The sequence below is a fragment of the Candidatus Eisenbacteria bacterium genome, from assembly GCA_016930695.1.
Lineage (GTDB): Bacteria > Orphanbacterota > Orphanbacteria > Orphanbacterales > Orphanbacteraceae > JAFGGD01.
This window is the reverse complement of sequence record JAFGGD010000037.1, coordinates 21,103-39,911: the sequence shown is the minus strand read 5'-3', so window position 1 is coordinate 39,911 and position 18,809 is coordinate 21,103. Positions and strand designations below refer to the sequence as shown.

13 protein-coding genes are annotated in these 18,809 nt (G+C 60.9%); 3 read left to right on the top strand and 10 right to left on the bottom strand.

The window, feature by feature from the left end; all coding sequences use genetic code 11:
* Nucleotides 1-110 precede the first annotated feature (110 nt).
* Nucleotides 111-2,753: a GreA/GreB family elongation factor gene (locus JW958_09445; GenBank protein MBN1826480.1), complete on the bottom strand. Its 2,643-nt coding sequence runs from the start codon at nt 2,751-2,753 to the stop codon at nt 111-113.
* A 213-nt stretch (nt 2,754-2,966) separates the two neighbouring features.
* Here JW958_09445 and ftcD point away from each other — a divergent pair, with 213 nt between their 5' ends.
* Together ftcD and JW958_09435 are read left to right on the top strand one after the other, a co-directional pair.
* Nucleotides 2,967-4,637 carry a glutamate formimidoyltransferase gene (gene ftcD, locus JW958_09440; GenBank protein MBN1826479.1) on the top strand — a complete coding sequence of 557 codons (1,671 nt, stop codon included), beginning with the start codon at nt 2,967-2,969 and terminating at the stop codon, nt 4,635-4,637.
* 15 nt (nt 4,638-4,652) lie between these two features.
* The gene (locus tag JW958_09435) at nt 4,653-5,876 is read left to right on the top strand and encodes a glycosyltransferase (protein ID MBN1826478.1); all 1,224 of its coding nucleotides are present in this window, start codon (nt 4,653-4,655) and stop codon (nt 5,874-5,876) included.
* A 7-nt stretch (nt 5,877-5,883) separates the two neighbouring features.
* Here JW958_09435 and JW958_09430 read toward each other — a convergent pair whose 3' ends face one another.
* From JW958_09430 to JW958_09395, 8 genes are all read right to left on the bottom strand, one after another.
* Nucleotides 5,884-7,275, bottom strand: coding sequence for an SLBB domain-containing protein (locus JW958_09430; protein ID MBN1826477.1), 1,392 nt, complete (start codon nt 7,273-7,275; stop codon nt 5,884-5,886).
* Between the two features lie 314 nt (nt 7,276-7,589).
* Nucleotides 7,590-9,494 carry a sulfatase gene (locus JW958_09425; protein MBN1826476.1) on the bottom strand — a complete coding sequence of 635 codons (1,905 nt, stop codon included), beginning with the start codon at nt 9,492-9,494 and terminating at the stop codon, nt 7,590-7,592.
* A gap of 67 nt (nt 9,495-9,561) precedes the next feature.
* Nucleotides 9,562-10,773, bottom strand: coding sequence for a glycosyltransferase (locus tag JW958_09420; protein ID MBN1826475.1), 1,212 nt, complete (start codon nt 10,771-10,773; stop codon nt 9,562-9,564).
* Between the two features lie 118 nt (nt 10,774-10,891).
* Entirely contained in the window at nt 10,892-11,539 is a 648-nt protein-coding gene (locus JW958_09415; protein ID MBN1826474.1) for a glycosyltransferase family 9 protein, read from the bottom strand.
* A gap of 443 nt (nt 11,540-11,982) precedes the next feature.
* Complete coding sequence (locus JW958_09410) at nt 11,983-13,167, bottom strand: glycosyltransferase (protein MBN1826473.1); 1,185 nt, start codon at nt 13,165-13,167, stop codon at nt 11,983-11,985.
* A gap of 122 nt (nt 13,168-13,289) precedes the next feature.
* Nucleotides 13,290-14,768 carry an O-antigen ligase family protein gene (locus tag JW958_09405; protein ID MBN1826472.1) on the bottom strand — a complete coding sequence of 493 codons (1,479 nt, stop codon included), beginning with the start codon at nt 14,766-14,768 and terminating at the stop codon, nt 13,290-13,292.
* Between the two features lie 72 nt (nt 14,769-14,840).
* Entirely contained in the window at nt 14,841-16,037 is a 1,197-nt protein-coding gene (locus JW958_09400; GenBank protein ID MBN1826471.1) for a hypothetical protein, read from the bottom strand.
* A 125-nt stretch (nt 16,038-16,162) separates the two neighbouring features.
* Nucleotides 16,163-17,581, bottom strand: coding sequence for an oligosaccharide flippase family protein (locus JW958_09395; GenBank protein MBN1826470.1), 1,419 nt, complete (start codon nt 17,579-17,581; stop codon nt 16,163-16,165).
* 229 nt (nt 17,582-17,810) lie between these two features.
* Here JW958_09395 and JW958_09390 point away from each other — a divergent pair, with 229 nt between their 5' ends.
* Entirely contained in the window at nt 17,811-18,203 is a 393-nt protein-coding gene (locus tag JW958_09390) for an ABC transporter permease (protein MBN1826469.1), read from the top strand.
* Here the strand turns inward: JW958_09390 and pdxT are convergent.
* The gene (pdxT, locus tag JW958_09385; GenBank protein MBN1826468.1) at nt 18,192-18,767 is read right to left on the bottom strand and encodes a pyridoxal 5'-phosphate synthase glutaminase subunit PdxT; all 576 of its coding nucleotides are present in this window, start codon (nt 18,765-18,767) and stop codon (nt 18,192-18,194) included. The two genes, JW958_09390 and pdxT, sit on opposite strands and share 12 nt — an antisense overlap.
* Nucleotides 18,768-18,809 lie beyond the last annotated feature (42 nt).

The window sequence follows — 18,809 nt, the reverse complement described above, 5'->3', positions numbered from 1 at the left end:
CGCGGAGAAGGGGAAGACCGCGGCGCGAGGAGCGAGACGCGCGGACAATGGGGAAAGAATCCGTGGAAACGACCGCGCCGCCGGAGGCGCGGCGGGGCCGGCGCGGTCCTCTAGTCCCCTTCGCCCGCCTCCGGAAGACGGACCCGGATCGCGTCGACCCGGAAGCGCTCCTCGTCGATCAGCTCCACATCCTCGCCGACGCGTTTACCGAGCAGCTTCTCGCCCAGGGGGGCGCGATAGCTGATCACGTTATCGCCGAACGTGCGGTCCCCCTCTCCCAACACCCAGTAGGTTCGGAGATCACCGCCGGAACCGCGCAGATCCACCTCCGTGCCGGGTCCGATCTGGTCCTCGAGAATCTCGATCTCCTCGATCGGCTGGGCGAGACGGACCCGATGGTACAGTTCTTCGAGCCGCTGCGTGGCGTCCGCCTGCTTCTTCTTCGCCGCGTCGTACTCGGCGTTCTCCCGAAGATCGCCCAGCTCCCGAGCCTTCCGGATTTCCTGTGGGATGGTGGTCTTCAAATCCCAGTCCAGCTCTTCCACCTCCTTGCGAAGACGGATGAGAGTGGCGCGGGTCATGAGCACCCGGCCGCCGAACCGGTCGTAGATCCCATCCTCGCGCGTGGCGTGCATCGACTGGCGCTGCGCTTCCACCTCCTCGGCGACCCCGCCGAGAGGAGTCCCCTTCAACGCCTCCACGATGGGGAAGAGAAAGCGCTCGGAGTGGCGCCAATGCAGGAGCTGATTCCGGAGGGAACTCGCCTCCTCGTCGGTCGCCGGAGCGGCGGCGAGCGCGGCGCGGAACTTCTCCGTCTCCAGGAAATCGAGGGCGTTCCGCCGGAGGACGTCCTTCTCCGGATTCTCGATCAGGTGGACCAGCGCGTCCATGAGCGCCCACTGCGAAACCGTCGGCTCGCCGGTCAGTTCCCGCACGATGTGGAAGACGGCGTAGCCGCGCTGCGGGCTGCCGCCGATCACGGCCCAGATGTTCTTCTCCCGGCCGCTCCCCTCCCCTTCGGAGAGAATGCGCCACGCCTCGCGCCTAATCGACTGGACGCGCGAATCGAGAAGGATGAAGGCGGCGGTCTCCCGCACCTCCGGCGGCGCCATCTCGAGAAGGTCCTTCTGCTGTTCCGTGCCGAAGCGGGTCAGGTCGGGCGCCTTGGCGAACTCGAGGATCGCCTCCTGGAACCCGTTCTCGCCCGTGTCGCCGGCGCGGCGCAGCAGGAGAAGCGCCTGCACCCGCTCCGTGGGGGGGCGATCCTTCTCCGCCGACCGGACGCGCAGTTCCTCGCCGTAACGGCGGACCACCTCGCCGGCGTCCTCCGGGTGCTGCTCCAAAAACTTGACGAGCAAATCAATGCCGCGGCGGAGCTTGGACTTCAGGTCCACCTCGGGAAGCGGCGACGTCCGCTCCCCCTCCTTGTGAAGGCGGATCACCTTGCGGAAGAGCTGGGAGAGATCGAATCGTTCGTCCTTTTCCGCGCCGCGCCGCGCCTGTTTCCACCACTCGGACCAACCGGTCGGCTCGAGCAGCTCGAGTCGCACCAACAACTTACGGACGTCGTCCACCCCCGCTTCGCCACCGAGGTGCTGCATCACGTGGAAGAGAAACTCCGCCTGGTCCCCCCGGAGCGCGGACAGCATCCCCGGCCGGTCCACGTACACCTTGGCGCGCAGGTCCTGCGGGTTGAGGAGGTAAAGCGCCGTTTTGGCGAGAGAGACGCTCATGCTTCTCTCCCCCTCTTTCTCGAAGCGGATCTGCAGCCGCTCGCCGTCGTTGTCGATGATCTCGCCGACTCCCCAGCTCCCGTGAAGCACGTGGCGCCCCGGCGGCAGCTCGAGGAGCCTGTCGAGCGCGACGAGCGCATCTTCGACGGGAACGCTCTTCTCGGCGATCCCGGCGCGATCGAAAAGACGCTCCGGTTTGCGGATCGCGCCGTGGGCGGCGATCCCCATCGTCCGGGCGACGCCGCGGAAAGCCTCCTTCTCCGTGGATTTCTCCAGCGCCCGGCGGAGAATCGTCCAGACATCTCCGGCGAGCCCCTGCCCGATAAGGGCATCCTGGGCCAGCTCCAGAAGGGTGACCGCCGTTTCTCCCTCCCCCTCACGGATCAGGCGGTCGAGCGCCTCCGTGACGAGAACCAAATGGCGGCGTTCCGGGCGCTCCAGGATCGCCAGAACCCCCTCCTCCACCCTCTCCACGTCCTTTTTGGCGGCGAACCCGGGAAGGGATTTCGCCAAAAGAAAAGAGCCCTCGGCGTCTCCCCCCTCCATCAGGGAAGCGCCGAGGGCCCAGAGAATCAGGTGATTCTCCGGATCGAGCCCGTAGGCCCTCCGGAGGAGATCCACCTTGGCGTGCCTGCCGCCCCCCTTCCGCCAGAGCCGCGCAGCGACGCGGGCGAACTCGGGGGATCCGGCGTGGGCGAGCACCCTCTCCATGACCGCTCCCAGGGGCTCCCATTTCGCCTTCTGTTCGAGCTGCTCGCAGAGGATGGAGAAGATCTGTTGGGCGAGTTCGGTTTCGCCGGAGCGGGCCTGCGTGAAGGCGGTCGCGTAGAGCACCGACACGCCCACGTCCCTCCCCTGCACGAGGGGGTTCAGCAGAGAAAGAAGGCGGTCCGCGCCCCCCTCCTCGGCCAGGGCGGCTTCCACCGCCGCGTCGATCCGATCCACCAGCTCCCCGGAGAGATCGACCGCTCCCCCCTTCGGGTGCTCATCCAGCTTGAGAACGCTACGGAGATCCTCCACGGTGCCCCTCTCCTTCTGTTTCGGGCGTAGACGACCACATTAGCAGAACACGGCCCCCGGCGACAACGTCCGGATCACATTTCCTTCTCTCCGCCGCCAGGAGTCCGGAAGCCGTTGAGCGCCGCCCGCCGCTGTGTTGTAATAGGGGTTCACGGAAGAACCGAACGCCCCGCCGGGGGCGAAACCGTCGATTTTCAGCGAGGAAAGAGGAATATGGCTCTCGTCGAATGCGTACCGAACATCAGCGAAGGCCGGGACCGGGCCGTGATCGACGCCGTCGTGGCCGAGGCGGAGAAGTCGGGCGTCACCGTGCTCGACGTCGACCCGGGACAGGCGACCAACCGGACGGTGATCACTTTCGTGGGGAGCCCCGACCAGGTGGTGGAGGGGGCCTTCCTGCTGATCCGGAAGGCGGCGGAACTGATCGACATGCGACACCATCACGGGGCGCACGCCCGGATGGGCGCCACCGACGTCTGCCCCTTCGTCCCCGTCTCCGGCGTCAGCATGGACGACTGCGTGGAACTCGCCAACCGTCTCGGCAAGCGGGTCGGTGACGAGCTGGGCATTCCGGTCTACCTGTACGAATTCGCCGCCACCACGCCGGAGAGGAAGAACCTCGCCTACGTCCGGCAGGGCGAATACGAAGGGCTCGCCGAGAACATCAAGAAGCCGGAGAGGAAGCCGGACTACGGCCCCGCGACCTTCAATCCCGGCGCCGGCGCGACGGCGATCAGCGCGCGCAAATTCCTCATCGCCTACAACATCAACCTGAACACGCTGGACCGCAAACTCGCCCACGACATCGCCCTCAACATCCGCGAGGCGGGGCGGTCGAAACGGGACGACGAGGGGAAGATCGTTCGCGACAAGAGCGGCAAGGCGGTCAAGACGCCCGGTCTTTTCAAGAGCATCAAGGCGGTGGGCTGGGTGATCGAGGAGTACAAGCGCGCCCAGATCTCGATCAATTTCACGGACTTCGACGTGTCGCCGGTGCACGAGGTCTTCGACGAAGTGTGCAAGCAGGCGACGGAGCGGGGGATGCGCGTCACCGGCAGCGAGTTGGTCGGGCTGATCCCCAAGGAGGCGCTCCTGCGCGCGGGCGTCCATTACCTCAAAAAGCAGGGGCGCTCCCACGGCGTCCCCGAATCGCTTCTCATCGAGACGGCGGCGCAGTCCCTCGGCCTGGGCGATCTTTATCCCTTTAAGCCCGAAGAGAAAGTGATCGAGTACCGCGTCGGTGAAAGGATGGGGCCGCTCGCGTCGATGCGGGTGTGCGATTTCTCCGACGAGGTCTCCACCGAGTCCCCCGCGCCGGGCGGCGGGAGCGTGGCGGCGGTGTGCGGATCGATGGGCGCCGCCCTGGCCGGCATGGTGGCGAACCTGACGGTGCGGAAGAAGGGGATGGAGGACGTCTGGGACGAGATGGCCGATCTCGCCGCCGAGGCGCAGCCTCTGAAGGACTTCTTCCTGCACGCCATCGACCGGGACACCGACGCTTTCGGCGCGGTGCTCGACGCGCGCCGCCTACCCAAGAAGACCGACGAGGAGATCGCCGCGCGCGACGCGGCGGTTCTGGAGGCGATGAAGAAGGCCGTCACGGTCCCCTTCGATACCCTCGCCGCGACGGAGAAGGTGATCGATCTCGCCGGCCGCGCCGCGGAAAAAGGGAATCCGGCGAGCGCCTCCGACGCGGCGGTGGCTGCGATCTGCGCCGAAGGGGCCGCCGAGGGCGCCTGGTTCAACGTGATCATCAACCTGGCGGACCTGGACGACCCGGCCTTCGTCGACGACATCCGCCGCCGCGCCGACGAGATTCTCGAACGCGCCCGGGCCGCCTCGAAAGCCGTGCGCGACGCCGTGGCGAAGAAGCTCGGGGCGTAGGGGCGGGGAGATCCCATGGGGGATTCGCAGGAGAAGCTCCGGATCCTTCATACGGTTCCCTACGCGCCCGTTCCCCCCGATTCGGGGGGAAAGCTCGTCCCTTATCACCACGCCACCGGGCTCGCCCGCCGCGGCCACGCCTTGACGCTGATCGCGCCCATTCGCCGGGAAAGCGACGAAGAGGCGCTCCGGAGCCTTTCGGGATCCGTGGAGGTTCGTTCCGTTTCTTGCGCGGCTCCATCGAGGGGCCGGATCGTCGGACGCATCCTGAAGAGTAGTCTCTCGTATCGCGTCACGCGTCACACGCTCCCCGCCGTCGCTCGGGAGACGGCCCGCTTGCTCGAAGGGGATCATTTCGACGTGGTCCTTCTCGACACGCTCTTTACCGCCTATCTGATTCCGTTGATCCGAGAATCCGCGCGGAAGACGCCGGTGGTTTTGGTGAACCACAACTTCGAGAGCCTGCTCTTCCGGCGTTATCTGTCGGGACGTTCCCCATTCGTACGCGCTGCGGGACTCATCGAACTGGCGCGCGTTCGGCGAGCCGAGAAGGAGGCGGCCGCCGCAGCGGACCGCGTCCTCGTCCTTTCCGGGCGCGACCGGGAGGGGCTGCTGGAACTGTCACCCGAGGCGCGGATCAGCGTGCTACCGCCCGGCGCGCCCGTCCGGCCGGGCGAGAGGATCCCTCCCCCCGAGCGTCCGGACACCGTGATCTTCCTCGGGAATTACCGGTGGGAGCCGAATCGGCAAGCTGCTCGATGGCTCGCGCAAGAGATCTTTCCGAGGATCCGCCGCGCCGCCCCGGACGCCGAACTCCGGCTCGCAGGCGAGGACCCGGACAGTGCGATCGCGCCCTTGCACGATCCGGGACGTGGAATCCGCGTCCTCGGGCATATCGAGGACGCGGCGACGACGATACAAGGCGCGGCGATCTTCGCGGTTCCCCTTCGGGTCGGCGGAGGAGTGCGCCTGAAAATCTTGGAAGCGATGGCGAACGAGAGGCCCGTCGTGAGCACGACCCTCGGCGCCGAGGGAATCCCGTACGTCTCCGGCGAGCATCTCCTCGAAGCGGACGGCGAAGAGGCGATCGCGGCCGGGATCATCTTGTTGATCCGCGATCGGGAGAGGGCGGCGCGGATCGCCCGTGCGGGCAGGGAATTGGTGGAGAAGAAATTCGGTTGGGACCGAATCGTGGAGCGACTGGAGGCGTTTCTTTTCGAGACGGTTCGTTGTAACTAGCGGCGGATCATTTCGTGGCCTGGTCGACGACGATGTAGACCGTGGCGACCTGGGCGGCGACGGTCATGAAATCCTTGAAGAGAGCCCAGTAATCCCGGTCCGGTTTTTCCGGGATCCAGATCGTGTCGCCCGGCTCGAGATCGGTTTCTCCCCGGTTGAACCAGATTCCCGTCGAACCCTTGATGATGCGTATTTTCCCCTTCGATGCCCGTCGCGCGTAGCCGCCGGCCCGCTCGATGTAGTAGCGGTAGTCCTCTCCCTCGGTGAAGGGAAGACGACCCGGATTGACGATCTGCCCGCTCACCGTGATCGTCTTGCTCATCTGGGGCACGGTGACTACATCCCCTCGACGGAGAAGAATGTCTTCTTCCGCGTCGTTCTCCCGGAAAAGGGAAACGAAGTCGACCACCACCTCTTCCTTCTTCTCCCGGGAACGCATCTTGAAGTAGGCGTACTCGTCCTCGGACATGTCGGCGACCGGCATGGTGCGGAGACGCTCGAACTCGCGATCCTCCGCCTCGCTGCGGAAAGAGCGGCGTGTCACGCTCGCTTCGATCAAGTCGGCGTCTTCCGTGAAGCCGCCCGCGCGCGTGATCAACTCGCTCAGACGTTCCCGCCCCTCATCGATCGCGTAGACGCCCGGAAACAGCACCTCGCCCGTCACGGTCACCGCCCGCTGCAGATGCCACTGCGGGATCCCCCGTACGAAAATCTCGTCCCCCGCGCGAATAAGAAGATCCGGTTCGTCGCTCCGCGGAGGATCGACCGAGAGATCGACGAAGAAGCGGCGCGTTCGGGACGGCTCGTCGACTAGAAAACGGCGGATCTCCACCGAATCCCGGATCGCATCGTCCGTGAATCCTCCGGCGATCCGGATGAAGTCCATGATCTTCTCTCCTTCGACGATCTCGTAGCGCCCCGGAAGGGCGACGCCGCCGTGGACGCTCGCCTCCCGCAGCTTCACGGGGACGTAGACGATATCGCCGTCGGAGACGAATGGATTCCACTCTCTCTCACCGAGCATTTCGAAACGGAGGACGTCGGCATACTCCGTCTCCCCGTCCAAACCGCGGATCGTCAGGCTCCGGCGCGACCCTTCTTCCAGGAATCCGCCCGCCATCTCGATGGCGGAGGAGACGCGCGTCAGCGCGGTTACGATGTAGGTGCCGGGATTCTCGACCTGGCCGAGCACGTGGACCTCGAAGCGACGGAGTTGGGTGAGAACAAACTGGATTTCTACATTCCGGTAATAGCTTAGAAGTTCTTCACTTACCCGTTGTTTGGCCTCAAGCAGGGTCAGAGGAGCCACGGAGATCGCCCCGACCGGTGGGATGATTACGGTCCCCTCCGGCGTGACCGGTATCGTCCAGGATCTCTGGGCTTCTCCGAGAATGGTCACGGTGAAAACATCCCCCGGTCCAACGAGATAAGTTGACTCATCGACCGGGCCTTCGATTACCAGAGCGGAAAGACCAGAAACAACCACGCCTTCGGTTTCTTGTGCGAAGGCGGGAAGACACCAAACCGCGAGCAAGAATGCGAAGATCGTGATGGTGGCGGCGGGGGACTTCATGTATGAAAACCTTTCCCTTTTTACGGCGAAGGTGACGCAGGGAAACCCCTCGACGCCCCTCGATCACGGTTCACGCAGTGAACAATCAGATTATCCCAAAAGGTGGTAGCGCCGTCGAGGAAAAGGTCTGAGAATGCTCCCTACTCTAGATATCCGAGAGAGCGGAGCCGTTCGGCAGTAGCTGCGTCCAGTGGAGTCGACTCCGACCTCTCTTGGCCCTCGCCAACCCAGGTCTCCACCCGCAAAACCATGTCGGCGACCGTCTCCTGCTCGTGCTCGGATTCGTCCTGGGTCTCGTCGGGATCCGATACAACATTGTAAAGCAGGCTTGTCCCGTCGTCCCCGGCGATCAGTTTCCAAGCCCCCCTAAAAAAAGCGGTCAGGCGCCGATCGAAGTCCGGGATGCGTCTAGTAAGATCGGCATCCGGGTAGAGTTCGGCGAAACCTTCCCGGTCTTTCTCGTCTCCCCCCGGAGGCGGAGCTGGTCGGGGGAGCCAGAGATCCCCAAGCCCCGCACCTTCCATCTCCATCGGCACATCAATGCACAGCAACTCGAGAAGTGTGGGAGCGATGTCCGTGGTTTGAACCCGGTCGGAGACCACGACACCTTCTGGGACTATTCCGGGGCCATAGAAAATCAAGGGAACGGACAAGAGCGGGTAGTGTAAGGATCCCCGGTGCCCGAGGAGATCGTGTTCCCCGAAACTCTCCCCATGGTCTCCGGTCACGACCAAGATCATCCCCCGATCCTCGAAGCGCCGCTCCAAGTCGTCGAACAGTTCCGCGAGCACACCATCTAGGTAGGCCAACTCCCCATCGTAAAGATCCCCTAAATATTCCAAATCCTCGGAACCGAGACCAGCGTCGGAGACGCGAATAATGTCGTCATGTGTTGAAGGTGACTTCATCAGGCCGCGATAATCGGGATTTCTCAAAAATCGGCTTCGATAGGGCTCGGGAGGCAAGTAGGGTGCGTGAGGGTCGTTGAAATTCAGAAAGAGAAAACACGGTTCTCCCCGTTGCGAATCCAAGTACTCAGAAAGCCGGGATACCGTGGCACCGGCACGGCGTTCGGCATAGTGCGGTTTCCAGCGATCCGCAGCGCCGAGGCGTGTCGCGATGCGCCAAAGCTGTGTACGATAAAACCACGACTCGAGTTCGTCATCATACACGTCGAAACCCTGGTCCAGATTGAATACGCGCGACAAAAAGGGATTGGATACGAAGCACGCTGTGAAAAAGCCGGCTTCCTGGAGGATTTCCGGGAGGGTTCTATTCTCGTCGCCCAATCGCCAATGCCCCATGTGGGCTCCATGAGTCTTGGGATACCTGGACGTAAGAATCGACGCGTGTGAGGGAAGGGTCCAGGGTGACGGGGAAATCACGCTCGTGAACTTCACGCCGCGGGCGGAGAGGGACTCAAGAAAGGGCGTTGTCGGTCGGGGATACCCGTAGCAGGAGAGCCGGTCCATTCGTGTCGTGTCCATGACGATTACCACTACGTGGGGCAGCCGACAACCTTCCTTCAGCGCCGACGATCGATCTGCATTGCCGGGCCAAGAAACAATCGGTGCCAACGCGGCCAGGAGAACCAGTAGCGTCAGAGGAAGAACCCCGTGTAGGAATGCCCGCCGGAGTGAAAGCCCCTCATCCAGTTTCCACAATCCCGTGAGGATGCGAAAAAGGAGACGAATGACGAAGAAGAGCAATACGCCTCCAAGAAAAAGTACTATGGACCATGCGACGCTGACTGGAGCGAGAAGGCTTATACCCGGCAGGCGATTCACGTGAACATGGACGAAAATGGGAACGCAGAGCAGGATGACGACGAAAGACGCCATTACGCCGCCGCGAGACGGTCCCCGACGAAGAATCCGGCACGCCCGCCATATTATCGAGCCCCAAACCAAGGCGAGAATGGACGTGGGGAAGGCGTAAAGCAGGAAGGTCTGCGGAAGTATCCAGATGTGGACCCGCCATTGATCCGAGGGGAGGAGAGCCAATCCCTGGAGGAGGCCGAGCCCCCCTCCCAACCACCAACCCAAGAGTGCTTCCCGAGAGGCGGGGAGAGCATCCGCGTATCTGTTTCCCCTGCGATTCATTTCCACAACTCTAGCCCCCCGTCCCTTCCGGTAACCCGGGTCCACCAAGGACGGACCGAGACGCGAGCAATTCCCCGACCCTCTCCGCGACCCGGTCCCAGGAAAACCTCGACCGAACAAAGGCCCGGCCGCGTTCCCCGATGGCGGCTGCCCGGTTGGGATCTCGGAGCAAATCGCCGGTGGCGACCGCGAATTCCTCAAGACTATCGTAAACTAGGATCTCCGAACCGGACCTAGCTTGAAGACCACAGTTTCCTGGGGAGGACGTGACCACCGGGAGACCCGCCGCCATGGCTTCGACTATCTTATTCTGTACACCTGCCGCGTACCTCAGGGGAGCAACGAATACGCTTAGCGGGGAGAGGGCGTCGGCCCAATTGTCGATCGGCCCGACCACGACTGTGCCGTTAAACCCGTCCAGCCGGTCGACCGCCCGAGAGTGACCGTGTCCGATCAAGTGCAGCTGGGCATCCGCAAATCGGCTGCGGACGATGGGCATCACTCGAAGCGCGAGAATCCGGGCAGCGTCGATGTTATGCGGTACCTGGTAGTTACCCAGAAATCCCAGAATGGGGGACTTCCGGTCCGTGCGCACGTCGAAGAGCTCCTGAGAGACCCCGTTGGGCACTACGTGAATGCGGGCGCCCGGAGCCCCAGCTGCGATCTCATCACGATCCGATTCAGAGATCGTCCATACTTCGTCGAAATCCGCGGTTACTTCCTTTTCGTAGAGGCGAATCCGAGCCGTCTCCATCCGAAGGGGGAGACGCATCCATAGGGGTCGATACGAAATGGACCCGCCAAGCTCGCGGGAAACACAGTCCGTTAAATCCAGCACGCGAATCGCCCCATCCACGAGCACTGCGAAAGGGGCCATTCGAAACAGATGGGTGTACACAAGGTCGAAACGTGTGGCCTCAGATCGCTGACGCACCAACGCCTCCATTTCGACCGATCTGTAGTAGTGTAATTGGAGGGGCAGGGAAGATGGGATCCCTCGAATCATGTTCCTGAAAGAATTTTCCTTCGGCAGTAGGACCGTGTCGACACGAGAAAACTGTTCGAGAATCGGGAAATACCGCTCTTCTTCTCGGGTTTCGATGAACGAGATAAGGTGAACTTCGTGATCCCTGGCCAATCGTCGCAGAAAATGGAAAGTCCGGATCCGATCTCCCCGGTGGGGAGGATAGGGGAGTCGAGAGGTGAGGAAGAGAATTTTCACGGATCCACCGATGCCCTTGTTCGGCTCCTTTCTTCGATCAAGCCAAGTCGAATGACTCTAGGAATATACCAAAGCTTCGGGCCCCGGACAACGGCGGACACGAAACGATCGAGACGGATTAGGAGCCTCCGTAGTCGAAACCAGCCCCAACGAGAACTCGCCGGAGTGCCCCGATCACTTCATCGGTGGTGATCGTCTCCATACATTCCGGTCTCCCCCTCACACAATTCACTTGGTCGCAAGGAGAGCAGGAATAGTTGTGGTACAGGACGGCATTCTCTCGGCCGTAGGGACCGAAACGGTTCGGATCTTCCGGGCCGACTAAAGCGATCACAGGAGTCCCCACTGCAGTAGCGATGTGCATAACCCCTGTATCGACGGAAACCATGGCAAGCGCCCCGGAAATCACCGCGACCACCTGAATCAGAGAAGTCTCGCCCGCCAGCGAGATCACACCCGACCTAGTGTCCGAAACGATCTCTTCCGCGAGGGCTTTCTCAGAAGAAGAGCCCGTGACTACAACCCCGAGATCCGTGCTCTCCCTTATCCAACGGATCACTTCAATGAAACGGTGCGAAGACCAGCAACGGAGAGGGGAAATGGCGCCTGGATGAATCACAACATAGTGCCGACAGGAAGGGAGCCGATCCCGGATCATCTCGCTGATTTCCGTCGCGACGTCCTCCCGCACTTGAAGTGAGGGCCGCCGCTCAACACTGAAGTCGTTCACGCCGACAATCCGGAGATTCGTTTCCACCTCATGCATAGAGTTCGATTTTCCCGCACGACCGCGCCTGAACCGTAGGGAACCGACTTTAGCTGACACCCGTACTCCCCCTCGATCGAAGCGGTGGACTGCGCCAGCGAAGATCGAGTATCGGAGAGAAGCCCAATCATCGCGGAGACCGACGATCAAGTCGGGGCGAAATCCGGCCAGAAGCTGCGAGAGTTTCCCCCCTCCCTGGGTTCCGACCCGAGAATAGCGGGGGCTATCATATACGATAATGTGATCTACACCCGGTTGTCCTTCCGCTATCGGAGCGACCCAGGATCCCACCACAAGTGTTATTTCGGCAGTCGGATGGACTGAGCGCAGGCGGGCGATTGCGGGTAGGGCGGTGATGAAATCCCCGAGGTGGTCGAGCTTGAATAGGAGGATGCGCTTGATCCGTCGACGCCGAAAACGTCCAACACTATTGATGGACCAACTTATGAACGTCGAGAGTGCGAGGAACAAGTACTCCATGGGGGATCCTCTTCGGAGGGAACCGTGCCTTCCAGGAGATCACGGTAAATTGATTTGTAAATCTCAGCCACTCGTTGCCAAGTGAAATGTTTTAGAACCCGCTCGCGTCCGGCCCGGCCAAGGTTTTTTCTCTCTTCGGCGTTATCGCGAAGCTCACATAGAACTGCGGCCAGCTCCGTAGGATCTCCCTCGGGGACCACCCTTCCTCCTTCTCCTATGACTTCCGGAATGGAGCCGCTGTCCGAACCGACCACTGGAACACCGCAGGCCATCGCTTCGATCAACACGCGGCCAAACTGTTCTTTTGAGCAATTCGTGGTCCGCGAGGGGAGCACAAGCGTGTCCAGGAGATTGAGAAATCGGGGAACATCGGCATGTGACACCATGGGAACGATTCGGACCCGATCGGCGTTGCCCGAATCGCGAGCGTACTCCTCGATCCTCGTCCTCTCTTCACCATCGCCGAGAATAAAGAGGGACCAGGGGAACGGGAGACTTCCAAGGGCGTCGAGCAGGACAGAAATCCCCTTCATGGGGATCAATCGGCCCACAAAACCGATCACGAAATCACGAAGATCCAGGTCGTTTCGCAAATCATGAACATCCATTGTCCGGTAACTCTCGGGATCAACGGCCAGGGGAACGAATCGCACCGGTTTGGTGAAGCCCCGGGAACGAAGAATCGTGAGCGCGTCCGAGCATCCCACCATTCCCACCGACGCCCGCCGGTGGACATACCGTTGGACTAAACCATAGAACCAAGACGGCCGGTAAGGGTAATGGAAACCTGGGTGTAAGTTGTCGAAAGTGTAGAAGAGGATCGGGGCACGGGGGCAGAAGATACGCGCCAGAAGGACGCACTGGAGAGCGATGACACTATAGGGTTCCTCATTGAGGTGAAAGATATGGGGTCGTACTTCCGATAATGCCCGTGCCAAACCCGTATAGAAGAAGCCCCTGTTTTCATAACCGCGAAAGCCCGCCTTTCCCGTTCGTATCGCGTACCCTTCGTCCTTGGATCTAGCCCGAACGAGACGGCCGTTTTCTATCCACTTCTCGGGAACAAATACCGTCAGATCTATACCAGGATCGGAAGCCAAAAAACGGTATTTTTCTCGGAAGGTGTGTACGCCCCCCACGTGATCCACTACGAAGACTCGTAGCCGATCCTTCCCTATAATTCGCCCCTCATGAGATGTCGATCGATCTTTCATCGTTCTTTCGCTTCGATCCGATCCCCGGACAAAACTTTAAGTATGGCTGGCTGATTTTACGGAGCACCACAGATGCTTCTGTTCGAAGATTCGATCGAGTCCAGAATGAGAGAGCACGCCGCAGCTGCGCCGATAAACGTCCAAAGAGGGACGTTCACCTTATCCCAGGAAGAGTAGTAGTTGAACAGTCCGTGTACGCCGTGCCCCGTCAAACCGGCGATGATCGCGAGGGTGAACGCGGTCACCGGCTGGGATTCCGGTCCCAAACACCTTGACCGCGAGAGGTTTCGCGAGAGAAGAGAAAGAAGGGCTCCGATGAAAACCAAGTTCACCGCGGCTCCGACGAGGCCCATCTCTGCGAGGACGCTCAGAAAGATGTTATGGGCGCCAGCTCGCGGAGCCGACTCAGTCGTCGCAAGACGGATGCGCCGGAACTGGCGGTAGTGGTGTTTGTACGCCCCGAATCCGACACCGACAACCGGGTGAGCCTTAAACATATCGATCGCCGCGGCCCAACGGTTCAGTCTCTCCATGTTGGAGACGTTGCTTTCCGTATCCGCTATCGACCGCATATGCTTGAACAGGGTCGATTGGGAACTTCCAGCCAAAACCACAGCCGCTATGCCTCCTACAGCGAGAACGCCAAAAATCCATCGGGGAAAAGCCCGTGATCGGGGAAGAAGGATCAGGGTCACGCCGACCATGGCGGCGAAGGCGAGCCACGCGGCCCGTGTCAGTGAAAAGAGGATTCCTGCGAAAACGGCGCACGCGGCGCAACCAAAGATAGTCTTTGTCACTTTTTTCTTCGCCCACAGGGTCGTTAAAACGGCCATGGGGAAGGCGTAGCAGAGGTAGGCCGCGAAGGTACCGTGTTCTCCGAAGAACGGTAGAGCCCCTGCGTTCACGTCTTTGATTCCAAGACCGGTCCGGACCACGTTCTGCAGATAGTAGAGACTCACGATAGCCGCCGGAACGGTGAACACCATCGTGAGTCTTCTGAGGTCTTTCACCGATCTCAGCGTCGAAACGGCGAGAAAAACGCCGAAAAATAGATACCAAGCGAGATTGAGTGTGGACTTGAGCGTCGCGAATCCGAAATCCGAATAGAAACATGAAACGAACGGCACGGCAATGACACCTATAACGGAATACGTGAACCGCCGGGGCGGTAGGCGAAAGTGCGGATTCTGAAGTAATCCGAGAATCCAGAGAGTCTCAAGAAAGAAAATCATGGGCTCGGTGGGCGCCTGTAAGGCCGAGCCGGTGCCGGGCATGGAGATTTCTTGGGAAAACGGCACAAGCGCCACAACCATCATCCAACCGGCGGAAGGCGAGGCCAGGGAGAGAACTGCGAACCCAATGCCTCCAAGTACGAGCAGGCTCGTCGTAAGGCCGTCCAGCCCGAGAACAAGTACGGACACGCATTCGACCGCGACGACACCAGCGATTAAAACGCGCCGAATCGTCGTCTTCCGGGATTCCTCCACTCCTCCGCCAATAACTGAGCTCCCCGGCGGCTCGAGATCTTTCGTCATAGCGAAACTCTTCGTCGAGAACAACGGTGATGGAAATTCGTGCGGAAGATAGAAAACTATAGGATCGGCCGGTCAGCTCCGGGGAGACTCTTTCGTTCGTCCGCCGAACCAGTCGTCCTTGAGTGAGTGGATCAATGCGTTCCACCGTCGTCGGTTCTCCCCCACGCTTTTCCAGCGGTCGATCGCTTCGAGCCCGAAGACCAACACAACGCTGCCCAAGAGAGAAACAGCGAGGGCGACGATCACAATGAGCGACCTTCTAGGCCGGTATTTCTTGTCGGGCGGCACCGCCCGATCGAGCACCTGTATCGTCGGCGTGTCCCGGGAAGCCAGAATTTTAGCGCGCTCCAGCTCCTGGGACAGGAACGCTAAAATTTTCGATTGGATCTCCACCTCTCTCATGAGCCGCACGTATCGGACGCCCACATCGGGAATTTCCTTAAAAGCCGGATAGGGGCTCAAACCCTTCCCGTTCGTAAATTCTGGATCAAGCTCAGTGCCGACTATCAATTGCTCCAGCTGTCTTTCCAGGTTCCGCTTCTGAATTCGCAAGCTCCGAACCTCAGGAAAGGACTCCGTTGCGAAACCGGACAACCTCGAGAGCTGAACATCGATTGCCCGAATCTCCCCTTCGATTTCGGCAGCGGCCGATATTAGAGCTTCCGTCTGGACGGTGATTTCCACGGCTCCGTACTTTTCTTGAAATTCCTTCAATGCCGTTTCCGTCGCTTCGAGGTCGCCACGCGTTTGCTTGAGTCGTCCGGCGACAAAGTCGCGGGTCTTTTTACCGTCGGTCATCCGCGTGTTCTGGTTGAAGTCGTCTAGGATCTCTAAGAGCGCGTTGGCCATTCCCGCCGCCCTTTCTGGATCCCTCGCTTCGACGACGACCTCGACCATACCTTCGTCCGTTACCCGTATCCAACGATGCTTCGACAGCTTCTTGAGCGCTTTGTCCATCGTATCCACATCGTAGATCCTCATGAGACCGTATCTTCGAATCAGTGTCTCCGATACATGACGACTCTCGAGGATCGCCCCATAAACATCGGAAGTGGTGGCAAACCAGGGAAGATTGGCGGTAGTTGCGGCTATCTGAATAGCCCCGAGAGTGGTCAGAGGATCGATCGAAGACTCAGGAGGCAATATGGTCGCCGTGCTCCTGTACCATTTAGGTAGGAGCAGGGAAATGAGGATCGCAAGGATGACGACCACCGCCGTGTTGATGACGATGATCCGTCGATTTTTTATGAGAATCTCAACGGCACTCAACAAGGAGAACTCTCCTCGATAGTTATTGTTTCCACTCATGGGGTTACCGCCCACCCGAATACCGAAATCCTGTTTGGAGACGAATGTGAGCCAATAGCTTATCCCGCTGAGGAAAGGGATGTCAATCACCCCGATGATCGACGGAACGAGCTGAAGCCGCTCCTGCCCCAAATGCTCGGATCGAGGCTCAGCTTCCGCCATACCGCGAAGGTGAAATAGACATGGCGGAATACGATTCCCGCCGCGCCGCCCCAGGCCGCGCCGACCGCGGAGAGCTTCGGGATCAGAAGTGCGCAGACAAGGATGTTCGCCGCCGCACCGAGTGCGGTTCCGACCGCTGCCTGACGCTCGTGCCCGGTCATCATCAGAAGCGGAACCGCCGGGGAGACCGCCGTTCCGAGCAGAAGGGCAAGCGAGAGAATAATCATTGAGGGATATCCCGCGGAGAACTCGACACCGAAGAGGGAGAGAATCCACCGCCCGAAGACGATCAATACGAAAGTAAACAGGAAAGAGACGCCGAAAGCGAAACGGGCTGCTTTTACCGCGACCCGTTGAAGTCCTTCTTGGTTGCCCGCTGCATGTAAGGACGAGAGAGTGGGCGAGATAACCGGATTCACGCAGAGCTGGCCGAAAATGACGAACCAGGACGCTTGAAGAGCAATGGCAAAGACGCCCACGTCCTCCGCTTCCCGAAGCGCTCCGAGCAGAATCGTCCCGATGCGCGCGCCCAGCATGAGCATTCCGCCCATAACGATGAGGTGGGAGGCAGCCCGCACCCATGTGCCGAGTCGCCGCTCCGGTGGTTGAGTGATTAACTCAGGCGGTGTCCGTCGCCGGAGGAGGATCGTGGCGATAAAAAGGGCCGCGGCGACGGCGATGACATTCAGTAAAAGGACTCCTGAAACCCCCGGCGATCCGCCCAGAAAGAGCACAGCCAGAAAAACAAGAATCACGAACATTACCGGGCGGACCACAGCTTCGGCGATCTGGCCGAGAACGACGTGTTTGAATCCTTGGAGCACCGCTTGGCGCACCCTGGTGAGGGAAGCGAAGGGGAGGTAGAACATGGCGGCGACAAAGGGGAAAAAAGCCGGCGAGTCGATTCCCCCCGTAATCAATCGGGCTGCTGTCACGGCGACCACGACGATCAGGAGTGAAGCCGCGAGAACCGCTTGGTTCACGGTCTCCAGGAGCCCTCGGACGAGACCCCAGGAACCGCGAGTCGCCCCCGCCGCGACCTCCCGCACGATTAGGCGCTCACTCCCAAGCAGAGAAAAAATAGCGAGAATCTCGACCCACGCCATGGAGTAAGCGTAGACGCCGTAGCCGGAAGCGCCGAGAATCCGTGCAAGGATTAGACTGACGAGAAAACCGAAGACGGTGGCCGCCGATTTGACGGCGACCGTTCCAACGACACCCCCGGCGAGAGGGCGGCGGCGAAGGTAGTCGGCGCCAGCGCTGAGGCTCCCAGCCCCTTCAGTCGTATTTAAAAACCTCGGTCCCATCCCCATCGCGGTCCTTTCCGCGCGGATCCGGCGCACCGGTTCCGGCGCTCCGGCAAAGTAGCACGCCAGACCGGCCAGCGCAACAGGCGCACGACCCTTCAATCGCTAGAACGGTCAGGCTATCATGGTGAGGATTAGCTCTCTTCACGAATAAGATTCGTGATCCACCGCATCTCCATCCACACGATTACCCTTCAACCCGCGCCGAAGGCGAAGGAATTTCGCTGAACGTCGATATCTAAGATGACGGCGTTAGTATTTTCTAATGTCCGTCAGCGTAGGCTCGGACCGGCTCCGTGCGTACCCTTTTCGGGAAACCGGACATCCTCCTTCTCGACAAGGCGACAACACACCTCGATCCGGAGAGACGTGCCGCCGTAACCGACGCACTTTGAGAGGATTGGGACACGCGAAGCTTCGTCCTACGGGTAGTCTCCCACGGCGAACAACTGATCGAAAGCCTCGTCACCAGGGAGCAGCTCCATCTGGGGGGATGACCGTGGGCGGCGGCGAGCCTTTCACGGCGGTGCGTTACCAGATCGTGGTGATGTTGTTGGTCGCCGCGGCGGTTGCCCTCGGCGGATTGATCCTGGTCGGTTTATACGACAAAAGCCTTATCATCGGTGACGAAGCGCTCCGGCCGGAGCTACTGGAATAGCTCCAAGAAGATCCGGTGCACCGCCGGGTCGCCGGCGAGTTCGGGGTGGAAGGTGGCGCCCAGGATCTTTCCCTGCCGGACGAGGACGGGCTCGGATTGGAGGCGGCCGAGCACCTCCACGTCCGGGCCGATCTTGTGGATGCGCGGGGCGCGGATGAAGATCATGCGGAAGGGATCGTCCCCCACCTTACCCATCGCCTCGAAGCTGTCCACCTGCCGCCCGTAGGCGTTCCTCTCCACCGCGATGTCCATCAGCCCGAGGCTGGCCTGGGCGGGAGAATGCACCTCCCGCGCGAGAAGGATCAGCCCCATACAGGTCGCCAGGATCGGCCGCCCCGATCGGGCGAAAGCGCGGAGCGGCTCGGCGAAACGGTACTCATCGAAGAGGCGGATGAGCGTGGTCGACTCGCCGCCCGGCAGGACGAGACCGTCCAAGCCGTTCAGTTTCTCCGGCAGCCGCACGTCCACCGTCTCGGCGCCGAGACCCCGAAGCACCTCACCGTGCGCCGCGAAAGCCCCTTGAAGCGCCAATAATCCGATTCTCGGTTTCCCATTCGTCGTCAACGTACAACCTCAAACACCCCCTCGGGGATGACTCTTCACCGC

Coding starts and splice junctions, on each gene's coding strand:
- ftcD (MBN1826479.1), top strand. CDS start 2,967: ATGGCTCTCGTCGAATGCGTACCGAACATCAGCGAAGGCCGGGACCGG.
- JW958_09435 (MBN1826478.1), top strand. CDS start 4,653: ATGGGGGATTCGCAGGAGAAGCTCCGGATCCTTCATACGGTTCCCTAC.
- JW958_09415 (MBN1826474.1), bottom strand. CDS start 11,539: ATGCATGAGGTGGAAACGAATCTCCGGATTGTCGGCGTGAACGACTTC.
- JW958_09405 (MBN1826472.1), bottom strand. CDS start 14,768: ATGACGAAAGATCTCGAGCCGCCGGGGAGCTCAGTTATTGGCGGAGGA.
- JW958_09390 (MBN1826469.1), top strand. CDS start 17,811: ATGTCCGTCAGCGTAGGCTCGGACCGGCTCCGTGCGTACCCTTTTCGG.